Raw genomic sequence first — 17,775 nt, 5'->3', positions numbered from 1 at the left:
GCAAAAGTTTATTGTATACATTAACTTCCCGTTTCCAGGCGGGGAACTGTCGTTTCCGGCATTAGAAATTACAGTTTCCACGGCAGGAAACGAGAGTTCCTAAGGCGAGACACTACAGTTTCTACGTAAGGATACTGTCGTTTCCCCGTAGAGACACCACCATTTCTCCACGGAGTCACCCCAATTATCCCATAGCTTTGCACAAAGGAATCCAGGCTTTTTCTTTGATTATATAACGTGTTGCAGATACTTTATCTGCAACCTATCTGCAACAGGTATCTGCAACGTTCCAACTATTTATTAATTAGTGTGTTACACGCTTTTCGTTGCAGGTGGCAGATGTTTTTATGTTTTTCAACTTTATAGTAGACCAAACTTTCATTCATTTCTGCACCGTTTCATTCATTTTTATACTCTTTAATTTCATGATTAAAGAAAAGATAAAGAATTGTAGATTTAAAATGATACAAAGCAACTTATTGTGTATATTTGCGTTATTTATTGAGTAAAACTAATCAATATATTGAGTAAAAGTACTCATTCTATTGAATAAACAACAGAAAACATGTATAAAAGAGTTCAATATCAAACGATTACAAAAAGACTAAAAGAGCCTCGACATTTCCTGCAAGTAGTGTTAGGACCTCGCCAAGTTGGAAAGACTACAGTCATCAAACAAGTAGTCAATGATCTGAATCTACCTTATCAAATCTATTCGGCAGATAGTATTCCTGCTACACAGACATCTTGGATTTCAGACTGTTGGAATACGGCAAGAGTACAGATGCGAGTAGAAAAATTATCTGAATTTATTCTGATAATCGATGAAATTCAAAAAATAAAAAATTGGAGTGAAGTAGTCAAAAAAGAATGGGATGCAGATACATTCAATGATATTAATATGAAAGTTGTTCTTCTCGGCTCTTCACGTGTATTGTTAGAAAAGGGATTATCAGACTCGATGATGGGTCGCTTTGAAGAGATAAGAATGACACACTGGTCGTATCCGGAAATGCGGGATGCATTTAATATGAGTCTGGAACAGTATCTTTATTTCGGTGGATACCCGGGAGCAGCTTTTTTGATAGAAGATGAAGAACGCTGGGGACAATATATCAATGGAGCAATCATAGATGCCACTATCAATAAAGATATTTTATACGATTCCCCAATTAGCAAACCGGCATTATTACGGCAAACTTTTGAACTGGGAACTTCTTATTCCGGTGAAATCGTATCGCTGACCAAAATGGTAGGAGCATTACAAGACGCTGGAAATACAACAACGCTAGCAGGATATTTAAACTTACTGGGAGATAGCGGCTTACTGACCGGTTTACAAAAGTTTGCAATGGACAAGTCGCGCCAAAGAGCAAGCGCTCCTAAATTTCAGGTATTCAACAATGCTTTAAAAACCGTATATAATGATTTGACTTTTAAGGAGGCTATTCTCAACAGAAAAGAATGGGGACGTATTTTTGAATCTGCAATTGGTGCACATATTGTTTCCAACGCATTTACTGGTAACTATGAAGTATTTTACTGGAGAGAAAAAGATAAGGAAGTAGATTATATATTGAAAAAGAAAAACCGGATTGTAGCCATAGAAGTAAAAAGCAACAGTGAAATGTATAATGCAGGACTAGAAGAAATACGCAAAATGTATCAACCGTATGCTAGTTTCGTAGTCGGAGAAGGGGGCATGAAAGCCGAACAATTCTTAAGTATCAATCCTGCGAAGTTATTTGAATAAAGAAATACAGCAAGAAGATGCAGGCTTGAATAATGTTTTTCCCCGTATTATTCGCTAGAATCAAAGAAAGTACCTATCTTTACCGCAAGTATTTTTTATTATTCACCATTAAATGTAAAGATTATGGCAAGTAGAAGAGAACTCAAAAAGAACGTAAACTATATCGCAGGAGAATTATTCACCGAGTGTTTAATCAACAGCATGTTCATCCCTGGCACAGACAAGGTGAAAGCAGATGAACTGATGGCAGAGGTACTGAAGATGCAGGATGAGTTTGTCACTCGCATCAGCCACACAGAACCGGGCAACGTGAAAGGTTTTTATAAGAAATTCCGTGCTGATTTTAATGCAAAGGTAAACGAGATTATTGAAGCTATAGGGAAATTGAACTAACAACAGAATGAAAAAAGCAATTTATAGCTTTATCTATTACCGCCTGTTAGGGTGGAAGACAAACGTTACGGTGCCTAATTATGATAAATGCGTGATATGTGCCGCTCCACACACAACAAACCTTGATTTATTTATTGGAAAACTATTTTATGGTGCTATAGGCCGTAAGACAAGTTTCATGATGAAAAAAGAATGGTTTTTCTTTCCGCTTGGAATTTTTTTCAAAGCAGTTGGCGGAATTCCCGTCGACCGCAGTCGAAAAACTTCGCTAGTAGATCAAATGGTTCATAAATTTGCCGAATATAAAAAGTTTAATTTGGCTATCACTCCCGAAGGAACCCGTAAAGCGAATCCAAACTGGAAAAAAGGCTTTTATTTTATAGCCTTGAAAGCACAGGTTCCTATCGTTCTGATTGGTATTGATTACAGCAAAAAAACGATTTCGGCAACGAAAGCTATCATGCCGTCAGGAGATATTAATAAGGACATGAGAGAAATCAAACTTTACTTCAAGGATTTCAAAGGAAAACATCCGGAGAATTTTGCTCTTGGAGAAATATGATTTAAGTATTAGGTATTAAGTATAATACTTAGTTATCATGGAGTCTATCCGTATTTCTATCATACAAACCGATATTGTTTGGGAAAATAAACAAGAAAATCTCCGTTTGCTCCACGAAAAGCTACAAAGTCTTCGTGGAATAACGGAGATTGTTGTTTTACCGGAGATGTTTTCTACCGGATTCAGTATGCAGAGTAAAATACTGGCAGAGCCAAATTCCGGAGAAACCATTACAACACTCAAACAATGGGCCGCCAAATTCCAGCTAGCCATTTGCGGAAGCTATATAGCAACAGAGAACGAACAGTTTTATAACCGTGCGTTCTTTCTGACGCCGGAAGGAGAAGAGTTCTATTATGACAAACGACATCTGTTTCGTATGGGACGGGAAGCTGAACACTTTTCGGCCGGTGATAAACGACTCATCATCCCCTATCATGGATGGAATATCTGCCTGCTGGTTTGCTATGACCTTCGTTTCCCTGTATGGAGCCGAAACGTAGGCAACGAGTACGACCTTTTAATATATGTAGCCAACTGGCCTATCCCCCGCCGTCTGGTTTGGGATACTCTACTCCGGGCACGCGCTTTAGAAAATCAATGCTATGTATGCGGTGTCAACAGAGTAGGTACAGACGGGTACCAACTTTCATATAATGGAGGAAGTAAAGTCTACTCCGCTTTCGGAGAAGAAATCGGCTCAATTCCAGATGAAAAGGAAGGAATAACGACTGTCAGTGTAAATCTCACTGCTCTCAACCAATTCAGAGAGAAGTTCCCGGTATGGAAAGATGCAGACGAATTCCATCTATAACATTTGCCAAATAACAAATGTTAAAAACAGATTCATGTAGCAACAATACCTAGAATTCGGTAGTTAATTATATAGACTTCTTTTGTATCTTTGTCGTGAAAATACAGTCGTAAGGACGCTAATCTTACATAACTTAATTAACAACTTTATGAAAACAAATCTTAGTTCTCAAATCAGTCTCCACCGGGTCTCCCCCAGATACTACAGACCGGAGAATGCATTTGAAAAATCAGTCTTGACAAGACTCGAAAAAATCCCTACGGACATCTACGAATCCGTAGAAGAAGGTGCTAACTATATTGCTCGCGAAATAGCACAGACCATCCGCGAAAAACAAAAAGCAGGACGCTTCTGCGTATTGGCACTCCCCGGAGGTGATTCGCCCAGCCACGTATATACCGAACTCATCCGCATGCATAAGGAAGAAGGTCTTAGCTTCCGCAATGTGATCGTATTTAATATGTATGAATATTATCCGTTGGCTCCCGATGCAATCAACAGCAACTTCAATGCTTTGAAGAGTATGTTGCTGGATCACATCGATATTGACAAACAAAATATATTCACTCCCGACGGAAGCATTGCCAAAGATACCATCTTCGAATATTGCCGTCTGTACGAACAACGCATCGAAAGCTTCGGAGGTATTGATATTGCCTTGTTGGGCATTGGCCGTGTAGGTAACATCGCGTTCAACGAACCGGGTTCCCGACTGAATTCTACCACTCGTCTGATTTTGTTGGATAATGCATCACGCAACGAAGCATCCAAGATTTTCGGAACGCTGGATAATACGCCGATCAGTTCTATTACAATGGGTGTATCCACTATCCTTGGCGCAAAGAAGGTTTATCTGCTTGCATGGGGGGAAAACAAAGCAGCTATGATTAAAGAATGTGTGGAAGGTGCGATCACTGACACTATTCCGGCTTCTTATCTGCAAACTCACAACAACGCGCATGTAGCTCTTGATCTTTCAGCAGCTATGAACTTAACACGTATCCAACGTCCGTGGCTGGTAACTTCTTGCGAATGGAATGATAAACTAATCCGTAGCGCCATTGTTTGGTTGTGTCAGTTGACCGGCAAACCGATTCTGAAGTTGACAAATAAAGACTATAACGAAAACGGTTTGAGTGAACTTCTGGCACTTTACGGTTCTGCGTACAATGTAAACATCAAAATCTTCAATGATTTACAGCACACCATTACCGGATGGCCGGGTGGCAAACCTAATGCTGATGACACCTACCGTCCGGAACGTGCAAAACCGTATCCGAAACGTGTAATCATTTTCTCTCCGCATCCGGATGATGACGTTATTTCGATGGGTGGTACGCTTCGTCGTTTGGTAGAGCAAAAACATGAAGTACACGTAGCTTACGAAACTTCCGGTAATATCGCCGTTGGTGACGAAGAAGTAGTTCGTTTCATGCATTTCATCAACGGATTCAACCAACTCTTCAATAACAGTGCAGATCAGGTTATCAATGAGAAATATGCAGAAATACGTAATTTCTTGAAAGAGAAGAAAGATGGTGATATGGACAGTCGTGACATTCTGACTATCAAAGGTCTGATTCGTCGTGGTGAAGCCCGTACGGCCTGTACTTATAACAATATACCATTGGAACGATGCCACTTCCTAGACTTGCCGTTCTATGAAACAGGTAAGATTCAGAAAAACCCGATCAGTGAAGCAGACGTGGAAATCGTACGTAACTTGCTTCGTGAAGTGAAACCTCATCAGATTTTCGTTGCAGGTGACTTGGCCGACCCGCACGGAACACACCGTGTATGTACGGACGCCGTATTCGCAGCCGTTGATCTTGAAAAAGAAGAAGGTGCCAAATGGCTGAAAGACTGCCGTATCTGGATGTACCGTGGTGCGTGGGCTGAATGGGAAATCGAAAATATTGAAATGGCAGTGCCGATCAGTCCGGAAGAACTTCGTGCAAAACGTAACTCTATCCTGAAACATCAGTCGCAGATGGAAAGCGCTCCGTTCCTGGGTAATGACGAACGTTTGTTCTGGCAACGTAGCGAAGACCGCAACCGTGGCACAGCTACTTTGTATGATAAGTTAGGACTGGCTTCTTACGAAGCAATGGAAGCATTTGTAGAATACGTTCCTTTATAAGAATAATATTCTTAATTAAGAGAATATAAAACAATGAAAGAAGAGTGGGAAGTTTCGATACTTCTCGCTCTTTTTTTGTTATTTTTGCGGGGATAATTCACCACAGAGGAAAGGAGGACACAGAGTTATTATGAACAACCATTTTTATATCGCTTCATAGATTTGCCCTCCGTGTTCTCCTTTCCTCTGTGGTGAAAATGAGAACAAAAGCATTGAATAATGAAAAAGATAATAGTGTTTCTTCTATGCCTTACTGTAAGTGCTAATTTTCTTTTCGCTCAAGATATTGAAAGAAATGTAAAAGAACGGCTGACGGATTACTTCAACAAATATACCGCAACAGCCAAAATCAGCACTCCTAAACTGAACAGTTTCGATATAAATTATGATCGCAAGACGATTGCAATCTATGCATCGGAGAGTTTCGCCTATCAGCCTTTCCGTCTGGAAACTGTAGAAAACATTTATAATCAAGTTAAAGAACTGCTTCCGGGGCCTGTTCATTATTACCAGCTCACCATTTATGCGGATGGAAAACCTATTGAGGATTTGGTTCCTAATTTCTACCGGAATAAGAAAAAGGATAAGGAGCGGTTATCTTTGAATATAGATTATAAAGGAGCTCCCTGGGTGAAAAACATTTCACGTCCCAATGAAATTTCACGCGGACTGCAAAACCGTCATATCGCAATCTGGCAAAGCCACGGCAACTACTTCAAAAATGATAAAAACGAATGGGGATGGCAACGCCCTCGATTATTCTGCACCACGGAAGATATGTTCACTCAATCTTTCGTTCTTCCATACGTGATTCCCATGTTGGAAAATGCTGGAGCGATTGTTTATACTCCCCGTGAACGGGATACGCAGAAGAATGAAATCATCGTAGATAATGACACTCCCAACGCTTCCCTTTATCTGGAAGTGGGTAGCAAAAAAGCTAATTGGACAAATGCCCCGGTAAGAGGATTTGCTCAAAAGAAAACGATCTACAAAGAGGGAGAGAATCCTTTCACTGACGGAACCTGTCGTTTCATACCAACCGAAAGAAAGAAAAAGAAGAATAAAGACCAGGTATTTGCCGAATGGGTACCTACTCTACCGGCAACAGGCAAGTATGCCGTTTATGTTTCCTATCAGACACTCCCAAATAGTGTAAGCGACGCCAAATATCTGGTATTCCATAACGGAGGAGTAACCGAATTTAAAGTTAATCAGAAAATAGGTGGAGGCACATGGGTTTACCTCGGAACGTTTGAATTTGATAAAGGGAACAACGACTACGGCATGGTGGTACTTAGCAACGAGAGCAGCGAACATGGAGTTGTATGCGCCGATGCAGTACGTTTTGGAGGTGGAATGGGAAACATTGCCCGTGGAGGAAGAACCAGCGGGCTACCCCGTTATTTGGAAGGAGCACGCTACTCTGCGCAATGGGCGGGAATGCCATACGAAGTGTATGCAGGACGTAAAGGTGAAAACGACTATACAGACGACATCAACACACGTTCCAACGCTATCAACTATTTGTCGGGCAGTTCTGTCTACAACCCGCAACAATCGGGTTTAGGCGTACCTTTGGAAATGACTATGGCGTTGCACAGTGATGCCGGATGCAGCAAGACTGATGAGCTTATCGGATCGCTCGGTATCTATACCACCGATTTCAATAATGGAAAACTGAATGCAGGAACAGACCGGTATGCATCACGTGACTTAGCCGATATTCTGCTCACACAGATTCAGAAAGATATTTATTCAAGTTACAGCATCCCCTGGACACGCCGCAGTATGTGGAACCGGAATTACAGTGAAACACGTCTCCCGGCTACACCTTCTACGATTATCGAACTGCTCTCCCATCAGAACTTCGCAGATATGCAGTTAGGGCATGATCCGAACTTCAAGTTTACAGTAGGACGAGCCATTTATAAAGGTATTTTGCAGTTCATTACCAGCCAGCATGATAAAGAATATATAGTTCAGCCCCTACCAGTCAGCAATTTCGCCATTCAATTCGGAAAGAAAAAGAATACATTGGAACTTTCATGGAAAGGTGAAGATGATCCGCAAGAACCGACTGCACGCCCACGGGAATACATCGTATATACACGCATCGGTTATGGAGGCTTTGACAATGGAACCTTAGTCAGCAAAACGTCCCACACCGTTAAAATAGAACCAGGGCTCGTTTATTCATTCAAAGTGACTGCCGTAAACCGCGGCGGGGAAAGCTTTCCCTCCGAAATCCTTTCCGCTTATAAAGCCAAACGCGAACAGGAAAAGGTAATTATCATCAATGGCTTTGACAGAATCAGCGGTCCGGCGGTCATTAATACTTCTGAAAGAGCAGGATTCGATTTATCACAAGATCCCGGAGTCCCGTATATATCAAACATTTCGTTTTGCGGAGCACAAACAGGCTTCGACCGTACACAAGCCGGAAAAGAAGGAAAAGGCAGTCTGGGCCATAGCGGAAACGAGTTAGAAGGAATGAAAATAGCAGGGAACACATTCGATTATCCTTTTATTCATGGAAAAGCGATTCAGGCAGCCGGCAAATATAGTTTTGTGTCATGCAGTGACGAAGCGGTAGAAAACGGATTGGTTACGTTAGAAGATTATCCGGTGGTAGATTATATCCTGGGACTGGAAAAAGAAGACCCCGCAAATAAAGCGTACTACAAGACATTCTCCTCGGCTATGCAACGAATTATGACCAGTTATTGTCAGTCGGGAGGTAGTCTATTTGTCAGCGGTGCTTATGTAGGAAGCGATATGAGCGGCACACAAGGCAACCGGGAGTTTACAGAGAAAATACTGAAATATGGTTATCAAAGTAGCCTGACGGATAAGAGTGCAAATCAGATTAAAGGATTGGGGCGCACGATCACGATCCCGCGTCTGCCCAATGAGAACAGTTATGCGGTTCCTGCAGCAGATTGCATCGTTCCCGTAGATACTGCTTTCCCTGTATTTACGTATGTACCCGGCAATCAGAGCGCAGGTATCGCTTACAAAGGAAACTACCGCACTTTTGTATTGGGCTTTCCTTTCGAAAGCATCCAGTCGGAAGCGGATCGGGCAACCATCATGGCAGGCATCTTGGGATTCTTTACTCAAAAATAAAAAATATCCTTTTTTTTTAATCCGTTTCTCATTTTAAATTCTATCTTTGCTACTATAATAACCTTTAAAACTAAAAAACAATGTATACTATACAAGCAAATCCTAGCGGTACACGCAGCATAGAAGTATCTAATGAAAACTTGAGAACAATTGAGAAATATGCTCTGTTCCGTCATCTTATCGACAGTACCGGTATTGTAGATGAAGCAGTTCTGGATAAGTTGAAACTTAATATCCGCTCCCTTATCGCCAGTCAGGAAGAAGACAGTAAAGACTTGCTGGACCTTTGTATCGACGTGATTTATCACAATAATATGAAGGCATTCGGTCTGCAACAGCTCATCAAGCTCTATCTTACCTGGCTTTCCAACACGGAAGCGGAAGAAGAGGAGGAATAATGATTACGGTAGATACCTGCGGAATAACAGCATACAGTCCGCTGATTCCTGCAATAAGAGCAATGTGCACTGCCTCTCCGGGAGAAACGATAGAGATTATCATGAACCATGCTGACGCGTTTCAGGATCTAAAGGAATATCTGTCCGAGCAAGGTATCGGTTTTCGTGAAATCTATGATGGAGAACAAATGACATTACAGTTCACAATCAATGGGAAGTTATAAAAAAACATCTCAATGATTGAAGCAAAACATCCCGATAATCGAAGTTAAACATCTCAATGAATAAAAAAATCATTGGGATGTTTTTTATTATCCGTATCTTTGCAGCATGAAAGAATATCGATTGACTGACTGGTTACCTACTACCAAGAAAGAAGTAGAACTTCGCGGATGGAATGAATTGGATGTCATTCTATTCAGTGCTGATGCCTATGTGGATCACCCTTCTTTTGGTGCTGCCGTTATTGGACGGATTCTTGAAGCGGAAGGTTTGAAAATAGCCATTGTGCCCCAGCCCAACTGGCGTGATGACCTGCGTGACTTCAAGAAGTTGGGACGTCCACGGCTATTCTTCGGCATCTCCGGTGGATGTATGGACTCAATGGTAAATAAATACACAGCCAACAAACGATTGCGCAGTGAAGATGCGTATACCCCGGACGGTCGTCCGGATATGCGTCCGGAATATCCTTCCACGGTTTATAGCCAGATACTAAAGAAACTTTATCCGGATGTTCCCGTAGTTATCGGAGGAATCGAAGCCAGTTTAAGACGGTTAAGTCATTACGATTATTGGCAGGACAAAGTGCAAAAGAGCATTTTATGCGACAGCGGTGCCGACCTGCTCATTTACGGAATGGGAGAAAAACCACTTCCAGACCTGGTGAAGAATATGAAAAGTCTGCTTACTGCTGAAGAGCCAGTACTGACAAGCAGTAAATTCAGAACAATCATCGGATCAGTTCCTCAAACAGCCTATCTTTGCCGTGCAACAGAATGGACCTCTGCCGAAGATGACCTTCCACTTTATTCGCACGAAGAATGTCTGGCAGATAAAAAGAAACAGGCAAGCAATTTCCGACATATCGAAGAAGAATCCAACAAATATTCGGCTTCCCGAATCACGCAAGCCGTCGGAAACAAGATAGTAGTAGTCAATCCTCCATATCCTCCGATGAGCCAGGAAGATCTCGATCGTTCGTTTGATTTGCCATATACCCGGCTACCTCATCCTAAATATAAAGGGAAACGGATTCCGGCTTATGACATGATTAAGTTTTCCATCAACATTCACCGGGGATGTTTCGGCGGTTGTGCCTTCTGCACCATTTCCGCTCATCAGGGAAAGTTTATCGTCAGCCGTAGCAAAGAGTCCATACTGAAAGAGGTGAAAGAGGTCATCCAGTTACCCGATTTCAAAGGATATTTAAGCGATTTGGGTGGTCCTTCCGCTAATATGTATCAGATGAAAGGAAAAGACGAAGCTATTTGCAAGAAGTGCAAACGACCGTCATGTATCCATCCGAAAGTTTGCCCGAATCTAAATACCGACCATCGCCCTTTGCTGGATATTTACCGTGCAGTGGATGCCTTGCCCGGAATAAAAAAATCGTTTATCGGTAGCGGAGTACGCTACGACCTGTTACTCCATCAAAGCAAAGATGAAGCAATCAACCGCAGCACTGCCGAGTATACCCGTGAATTGATTGTCAATCACGTAAGTGGTCGGCTGAAAGTAGCTCCGGAACATACCAGTGACCGGGTATTATCTGTAATGCGCAAACCTTCTTTCGAGCAATTCGAAACATTCAAGAGGATATTCGACCGTATCAACCGGGAAGAGAATCTACGTCAACAACTGATTCCGTATTTCATTTCCTCGCATCCCGGATGCAAAGAAGAAGATATGGCGGAACTTGCCGTTATCACTAAACGTCTGGACTTCCACCTGGAACAAGTGCAGGACTTCACTCCTACTCCGATGACGGTTGCTACCGAAGCCTGGTATACCGGATTCCATCCATACACGTTAGAACCGATATTCAGTGCCAAAACCCAACGGGAAAAACTCGCCCAGCGGCAGTTCTTCTTCTGGTATAAACCGGAAGAACGGAAAAACATCATCAATGAGTTGAGACGTATCGGACGTTCTGATTTGATAGACAAATTATATGGAAAACGCTAATTCGCTCCATTCCATCACTTACAAAACCACCTCTAAAAAGGAGCCTTATCAGGATCTTGGCGAGTATCAAAAACAGCTTCCACAAGAATCTGCTTTTCAAGTACCCGATAATAGACTTTGAAATAATCACAATGAAAAACACGTATATTAGGTACAGAAGTAGCTTTATACATATAAGGATATTTAGCGACTAATTGCAATACGTCTCTCACCATTGTATAAATGGAACGGCTATATTGGGTATTTCCATTTCTCACATTATAGAAAGTCAGAATTTGCTGAAAAACAATAGTCGCTGTTTCTGTCCAGACTATTTTTAACTTAGCCATTGTTCCACCAGCTTATCCACATCTTCTTGAGTATGCAATCTACCCTCCTCATAATCTTTTTCAGAATGCATTATAATTTCCTGTTCATATTCTGTAGGAACATAAAGATTTGCATTAGGAGTAGTTACATGATAAGCAGCCACTGGTTCATTGACCTGTGGCAATTCATTATCTTGAGGTTTATATGATTTCTTAGCCATATCAGTTATTAAGTTATATCTACAAAGATAAAGATCCCCTTGGTATAAAACAAACAATTCCTCGCTTATCTTCCCCGAAAAGCTTATTTATTCTTCTTTCACAGGCAACGCCACAATCTCCTGCAACACACTGACTGCCGTCTCCACATTAGTAACATTTTTAATCAACATACTCCGTCTGCCATTCTGCTCACGCAGATCACAGCGCCGAGTATACTTCATCATGTAGTCTATCACTTTACCGAAAGCCTTACTTTGATAGAACGGACTATCCGGATTGGAAACAAAGAACAAGGTCATTCGTCCGCCCTTCAGGAAAATCTTCTCTGCTCCCAAACGAGCTGACAAACGGCGTAAAGGAACAATACGGAGTAATTCTTCCGTTTCCCGGGGAACCGGACCGAAGCGGTCTTCCAAGCGGGAGCGGAAAGCCTCCACATCCTTATCCAATGTCAGTCCATCCAGTTCACGATAGAGCAACATACGTTCGCTGCTGCCGGTTACGTAGTTGGCCGGCAATAAAAGTTCGAGGTCACTTTCTACCTGACACTCCTCTACAAATTCTTCTCCACTAATTTGTCCTTCACCTTTTATTTCATCAGCATACAGTTCTGCAAATTCATCTGTTTTCAACTCATGGACAGCTTCAGTCAGTATCTTCTGATATGTTTCATATCCCAAATCAGCGACAAAGCCACTTTGCTCGGCTCCGAGCAAATTTCCGGCTCCACGAATGTCCAAATCCTGCATGGCAATATGAATACCACTTCCCAAATCACTAAAGTTTTCAATCGCTTGAAGACGTCGTCTTCCTTCGGCTGTCAGACTGCTCAACGGAGGAGCCAGCAGATAACAGAATGCTTTCTTGTTACTACGCCCTACCCGTCCACGCATCTGATGGAGATCACTCAAGCCGAAGTTTTGCGCCTGATTGATAATGATGGTATTTGCATTCGGAATATCGATACCACTTTCGATGATTGTGGTTGCCAAGAGCACGTCATAGTCATAGTTGACAAAATCCAGAATAATTTTCTCCAGTTCTGTCGGCTCCATCTGTCCGTGTCCGATTGCTACACGACAATCCGGGATATGGCGCTCTATCATTGCTTTCAGTTCCGGCAAGTTCGCAATCCGGTTATTGACGAAAAAGACCTGCCCGTTGCGACTCATCTCAAAGTTGATGGCATCCGTAATCACTTCTTCATTAAAAGTATGCACTTCGGTCTGAATCGGATAGCGGTTAGGCGGTGGAGTGGAAATCACGCTCAAATCACGCACGCCCATCAACGAAAATTGAAGGGTACGGGGAATCGGAGTAGCAGTCATTGTCAGTGTATCTACATTCACTTTCAACTGACGCAGCTTTTCTTTTACGGAAACTCCGAATTTCTGCTCTTCGTCAACAATCAGCAGTCCCAAGTCTTTAAACTGAACATCCTTGCCTAAGATACGGTGGGTACCTATCAAAATACCGACATCTCCATCCTTCAGTCCTTTCAATACAGCTTTGGTTTGTGCGGCAGTACGTGCGCGGCTTAAATATTCCACCCGGCATGGCAGTCCTTTCAGACGTTCGCGGAATGTTTGGAAATGCTGGTAAGCAAGCACCGTTGTCGGAACCAGAACAGCTACTTGTTTATTATCGGCAACGGCTTTGAAAGCGGCACGGATCGCAACTTCTGTTTTTCCAAATCCTACATCTCCACAAACCAGACGGTCCATCGGGCGGTCACTTTCCATATCCGCTTTGACATCAATCGTCGCCTTACTCTGATCCGGGGTATCTTCATAAATAAAGGATGCTTCCAACTCACGCTGCAAGAAACTATCGGGACTATAAGAAAACCCTTTTTCCTGACGACGCTGCGAATACAATTTTATCAAATCGCGGGCTATATCCTTGATTTTGCTCTTTGTACGTTCTTTCAGTTTCTCCCATGCCCCTGTACCTAATTTGTTAAGCCGGGGAGCCTCTCCCTCCTTACCTTTATATTTAGAAACTTTATGCAGTGAATGAATGGAAACGAACACTACATCTTCATTCTGAAACACCAGTTTCAAAACTTCCTGCGTGGTATCACCATTCGGTATACGCACCAAACCGGAAAAACGTCCGATACCATGATCGGTATGCACCACATAATCTCCCGGAGTAAACTGATTCAGTTCTTTTAAGGACAGTGCTACTTTTCCCGAACGGGCTTTATCACTTTTCAGGTTATATTTATGGAAACGGTCAAACAACTGATGGTCGGTGAAGATACAGAGCCGTAGTGTGTTATCTACAAATCCTTCATGTATGGTACGCTCTACGGGAGTAAAATTAATCTGATCGCCCCGATCTTCAAAAATAGCCTTGATACGATCTGTCTGCTTCATACTGTCACTACAGATATATAGCGAATAACCTTTTTCCAAATAATCTTTGAAAGAAGAAGCTACCAAATCGAAATTCTTATGAAAGATGGGTTGGGCAGATGTATTGAAAGTAACACTGGCATTCGGCGTTCCGGTTGGTTTGTTACCAAATTCCAATCGGCGGAAATCGAGTGCCCGTACAGTGAATTCACTGCCGTCTATCAGTTTTCCTTCTAATGTAATGCCTCCATTTTCTGCGGCTTCCTGAACAGCTATTGCCTGGGGAGTCAACGCTTCATCATGCACCACCTGGATTCGTTCACGCAACCAAAGAAAATCGCGCATTGCCAGAGTAGTATCTTTCGGGATAAAATCCAGAAAGGAAGTTGTCACATCTCCTGTCACTGCTAAATCGGGAACAATGGACACTCCACTTTTCTTCTCGCGGGATAATTGGGACTCTACTTCAAAGGTACGGATACTTTCTACTTCATCACCAAAGAAATCAATACGATAAGGATATTCCGAAGCAAAAGAGAAAACGTCGATAATGCTACCGCGAACAGCGTATTGCCCCGGTTCATATACATAATCTACGTATTCGAAGCCATAACTATGCAACACATCAGTGATAAACGTGGTATCCACTTTCTCCCCTACATTCAGTTTCAGAGTTTTATCGCTCAATTCCTTTCGCGACACTACTTTCTCTGCCAATGCATCCGGGTACGTAACGATACACAGTCCCTCCTCCCCTTTTTGCAAGCGGCTAAGTACTTCCGTGCGCAGAATCTCATTGGCTGCGTCTTTTTGCCCATATTTAATAGAGCGACGGAATGAAGATGGAAAGAATAACACCTTTTCCGTCCCCAATATCTGCGTCAAGTCATGATAAAAATATCCGGCTTCTTCAAGATCACCTAAAATAAAGACAAACGGACAACCACCCTCTTGTACCAATACAGAAGAAAAAAGAGAAGCAGCAGATGCACACAGTCCTCCGCAAAAAACAGTCTGAACAGAAGTGTCCTTCAACAAGCGCTTCATCACTGCCATATTGGGGTGGGCAGCATATTGTTGTTGCAATTCAGTTATTGTCATACCTATAAAATTTCCCCGCAAAATTACAAAAAAGAATCGCAGGACAGACATAAGTGTGGGAAAGTTTTCATCCCCCAAAAGTTTCTCACCGAGAAACAAAGTGTTCCACACCGAGAAACAACTTGTTTCACACCGAGGAACAAACCGTTTCACACCAAGAAACAAAAGATTGCATTCTGCTCTTCACGTTAAATTTTCCTTAGTTCGGCTATAACTAAAGGAAAAGAACTACTTTTGTTTTAAATTTTATAGTATCTATATGCAGACATCGGATAGCATTGTAATTATCCCTACCTATAATGAACGGGAGAACATAGAAAATATCATCCGTGCCGTATTCGGCCTTCCCAAAGTATTCCATATTCTGGTAATAGAAGACGGCTCTCCGGACGGAACGGCAACCATCGTAAAAACCTTGCAACAAGAATTTCCCGAACGGCTTTTTATGATTGAGCGTAAAGGGAAACTGGGATTGGGCACTGCCTATATTACCGGATTTAAATGGGCACTGGAACACGCATACGAGTATATCTTTGAAATGGATGCCGACTTCAGTCATAATCCGAACGATTTACCCCGTTTGTATCAGGCTTGTTCGGAACAGGGTGGAGATGTATCCATCGGCTCCCGCTACATCAGCGGAGTGAATGTAGTGAACTGGCCGATGGGACGAGTATTGATGTCATACTTTGCTTCCAAATATGTGCGGTTCATCACAGGAATACCCGTACAAGACACAACTGCCGGATTTGTCTGCTACCGCCGTCAGGTACTGGAAATGATCGATTTGGATCATATCCGTTTTAAGGGATATGCTTTTCAGATTGAAATGAAATTCACCGCTTACAAATGTGGTTTTAAAATCATCGAGGTTCCCGTGATTTTCATTAATCGTGAACTAGGGACTTCCAAGATGAATAGCAGCATCTTTGGAGAGGCCATATTTGGTGTGATTAAATTAAAAGTAAATAGTTGGTTCCATAAATTCCCGCAAAAGTCATGAAACGTACACTGATTCAAAACGCCGTTATTGTTAACGAAGGAAGAAAAGTACTGGGTTCAGTAGTCATTGAAAATGAAAAGATAGCCGAAATATTGGTGGGTGAAGAAAAAGCAACTGCCCCTTGTGACGAAGTCATTGACGCAAGCGGGTGTTATCTCCTACCGGGTGCCATCGACGAACATGTTCATTTCCGCGATCCCGGCCTGACTCATAAAGCTGATATTACCACAGAAAGCCATGCCGCTGCAGCAGGAGGTGTCACTTCCATCATGGATATGCCCAATACAAACCCGCAGACTACGACGCTGGAGGCTTTGGAAAAGAAATTCACCCTACTAGGTGAGAAATCAGCAGTCAACTATTCCTGCTATTTCGGAGCAACGAATAATAACTATACCCAGTTTGCGCAACTGGATAAACACCGGGTTTGTGGCGTGAAGTTATTTATGGGTTCAAGCACCGGCAATATGCTGGTAGACCGGATGGCCAGCTTGCGTAATATATTCGGCGGAACCGATCTGCTCATCGCCGCCCATTGCGAAGACCAGGGAATTATCAAAGAAAATACGGATAAATATAAGAAAGAATACGGAGACGATGTACCTCTGGCTCTTCATCCGCTTCTCCGTTCGGAAGAGGCTTGCTATCGTTCGTCCGAGCTGGCTGTGCAACTGGCACGGGAAACAAATGCCCGCCTGCACATCATGCATATTTCCACCGCTAAAGAGTTGAGTCTGTTTTCCAACGTTCCTCTGGCACAAAAAAGAATTACAGCAGAAGCCTGCGTTTCCCATCTACTCTTTACGGAAGAAGATTATCAGACATTGGGTGCCCGCATTAAATGTAACCCTGCCATCAAGACTGCACAAGACCGGAAAGCTTTGCAAGAGGCTGTCAATAGCGGTCTGATTGATGCCATCGCAACCGATCATGCCCCACACTTGCTTAGTGAAAAAGAAGGAGGTGCATTAAAGGCAATGTCCGGGATGCCGATGATTCAGTTCTCGCTGGTCAGCATGTTGGAGTTGGCAGATAAAGGAGTGTTTACTATCGAAAAAGTAGTAGAAAAAATGGCTCATGCTCCTGCACAGATGTATGAGATACCAAACAGGGGATTCATCCGCAAAGGCTATCAGGCTGACCTGGTATTAGTCCGCCCCGGAAGCGAATGGACTGTAACAACTGATTGTATTCTAAGCAAATGTAAATGGAGTCCATTAGAGGGACACACATTCGACTGGAAAGTAGAGAAAACATTTGTAAACGGACATCTGTTATATAACAACGGAGAAATAGACGAGACTTATCGCGGACAAGAATTGTTCTTCGAACGATAAATGATAATTTTGCGGAGTGCCCTGAAAGGGCTTAATTCTATAGCGTAGGGCAACGCCCTACGTAAAAA

Annotated in this window: 14 protein-coding genes; 11 read left to right on the top strand and 3 right to left on the bottom strand. The window is 42.5% G+C overall.

Translation table 11 applies throughout. From position 1 onward, the window contains the following. Positions 1-565 precede the first annotated feature (565 nt). From KFO40_RS23925 to KFO40_RS23885, 9 genes are all read left to right on the top strand, one after another. Positions 566-1,753, top strand: a complete 1,188-nt coding sequence (locus KFO40_RS23925; RefSeq protein WP_004312586.1) for an ATP-binding protein — start codon at positions 566-568, stop codon at positions 1,751-1,753. Positions 1,754-1,876: 123 nt separating this feature from the next. Beyond that, the gene (locus tag KFO40_RS23920) at positions 1,877-2,146 is read left to right on the top strand and encodes a hypothetical protein (RefSeq protein ID WP_004306027.1); all 270 of its coding nucleotides are present in this window, start codon (positions 1,877-1,879) and stop codon (positions 2,144-2,146) included. A gap of 7 nt (positions 2,147-2,153) precedes the next feature. Continuing rightward, the gene (locus KFO40_RS23915; protein WP_004312588.1) at positions 2,154-2,708 is read left to right on the top strand and encodes a 1-acyl-sn-glycerol-3-phosphate acyltransferase; all 555 of its coding nucleotides are present in this window, start codon (positions 2,154-2,156) and stop codon (positions 2,706-2,708) included. Between the two features lie 37 nt (positions 2,709-2,745). Then, complete coding sequence (locus tag KFO40_RS23910) at positions 2,746-3,522, top strand: amidohydrolase (protein ID WP_004312590.1); 777 nt, start codon at positions 2,746-2,748, stop codon at positions 3,520-3,522. Positions 3,523-3,670: 148 nt separating this feature from the next. Beyond that, positions 3,671-5,662: a glucosamine-6-phosphate deaminase gene (locus tag KFO40_RS23905; protein WP_004312593.1), complete on the top strand. Its 1,992-nt coding sequence runs from the start codon at positions 3,671-3,673 to the stop codon at positions 5,660-5,662. 219 nt (positions 5,663-5,881) lie between these two features. Beyond that, positions 5,882-8,791 (top strand): xanthan lyase, encoded by a 2,910-nt coding sequence (locus KFO40_RS23900; protein WP_049703079.1) that lies wholly within the window; start codon positions 5,882-5,884, stop codon positions 8,789-8,791. Between the two features lie 80 nt (positions 8,792-8,871). Continuing rightward, positions 8,872-9,189, top strand: coding sequence for a hypothetical protein (locus KFO40_RS23895; RefSeq protein ID WP_004312597.1), 318 nt, complete (start codon positions 8,872-8,874; stop codon positions 9,187-9,189). After that, positions 9,189-9,413: a sulfurtransferase TusA family protein gene (locus KFO40_RS23890; protein ID WP_004312598.1), complete on the top strand. Its 225-nt coding sequence runs from the start codon at positions 9,189-9,191 to the stop codon at positions 9,411-9,413. Before KFO40_RS23895 ends, KFO40_RS23890 begins: the two co-directional genes overlap by 1 nt. Positions 9,414-9,519: 106 nt before the next feature. Then, complete coding sequence (locus KFO40_RS23885; protein ID WP_117684504.1) at positions 9,520-11,376, top strand: YgiQ family radical SAM protein; 1,857 nt, start codon at positions 9,520-9,522, stop codon at positions 11,374-11,376. Positions 11,377-11,408: 32 nt separating this feature from the next. On the opposite strand, the gene KFO40_RS23880 is transcribed toward KFO40_RS23885, so the two are convergent. From KFO40_RS23880 to mfd, 3 genes are all read right to left on the bottom strand, one after another. Then, positions 11,409-11,705, bottom strand: a complete 297-nt coding sequence (locus tag KFO40_RS23880; protein WP_004312602.1) for a type II toxin-antitoxin system RelE/ParE family toxin — start codon at positions 11,703-11,705, stop codon at positions 11,409-11,411. After that, positions 11,693-11,905, bottom strand: coding sequence for a hypothetical protein (locus KFO40_RS23875; protein ID WP_004312604.1), 213 nt, complete (start codon positions 11,903-11,905; stop codon positions 11,693-11,695). Before KFO40_RS23875 ends, KFO40_RS23880 begins: the two co-directional genes overlap by 13 nt. Before the next feature lie 87 nt (positions 11,906-11,992). Then, positions 11,993-15,367, bottom strand: coding sequence for a transcription-repair coupling factor (gene mfd, locus KFO40_RS23870; protein ID WP_211146866.1), 3,375 nt, complete (start codon positions 15,365-15,367; stop codon positions 11,993-11,995). A gap of 259 nt (positions 15,368-15,626) precedes the next feature. On the opposite strand from mfd, the gene KFO40_RS23865 reads away from it, so the two are divergent. Beyond that, on the top strand, positions 15,627-16,370 hold the full coding sequence (locus KFO40_RS23865; protein ID WP_120069211.1) for a polyprenol monophosphomannose synthase: 744 nt from the start codon (positions 15,627-15,629) through the stop codon (positions 16,368-16,370). Further along, positions 16,367-17,707 (top strand): dihydroorotase, encoded by a 1,341-nt coding sequence (locus KFO40_RS23860; protein ID WP_211146865.1) that lies wholly within the window; start codon positions 16,367-16,369, stop codon positions 17,705-17,707. Before KFO40_RS23865 ends, KFO40_RS23860 begins: the two co-directional genes overlap by 4 nt. Positions 17,708-17,775 lie beyond the last annotated feature (68 nt).

This window comes from Bacteroides sp. 1001302B_160321_D4 (assembly GCF_015667765.1).
Taxonomy (GTDB): Bacteria; Bacteroidota; Bacteroidia; order Bacteroidales; family Bacteroidaceae; genus Bacteroides; species Bacteroides xylanisolvens.
The sequence above is the reverse complement of the archived record's forward strand: the minus strand, read 5'-3'. Positions and strand labels throughout refer to the sequence as shown.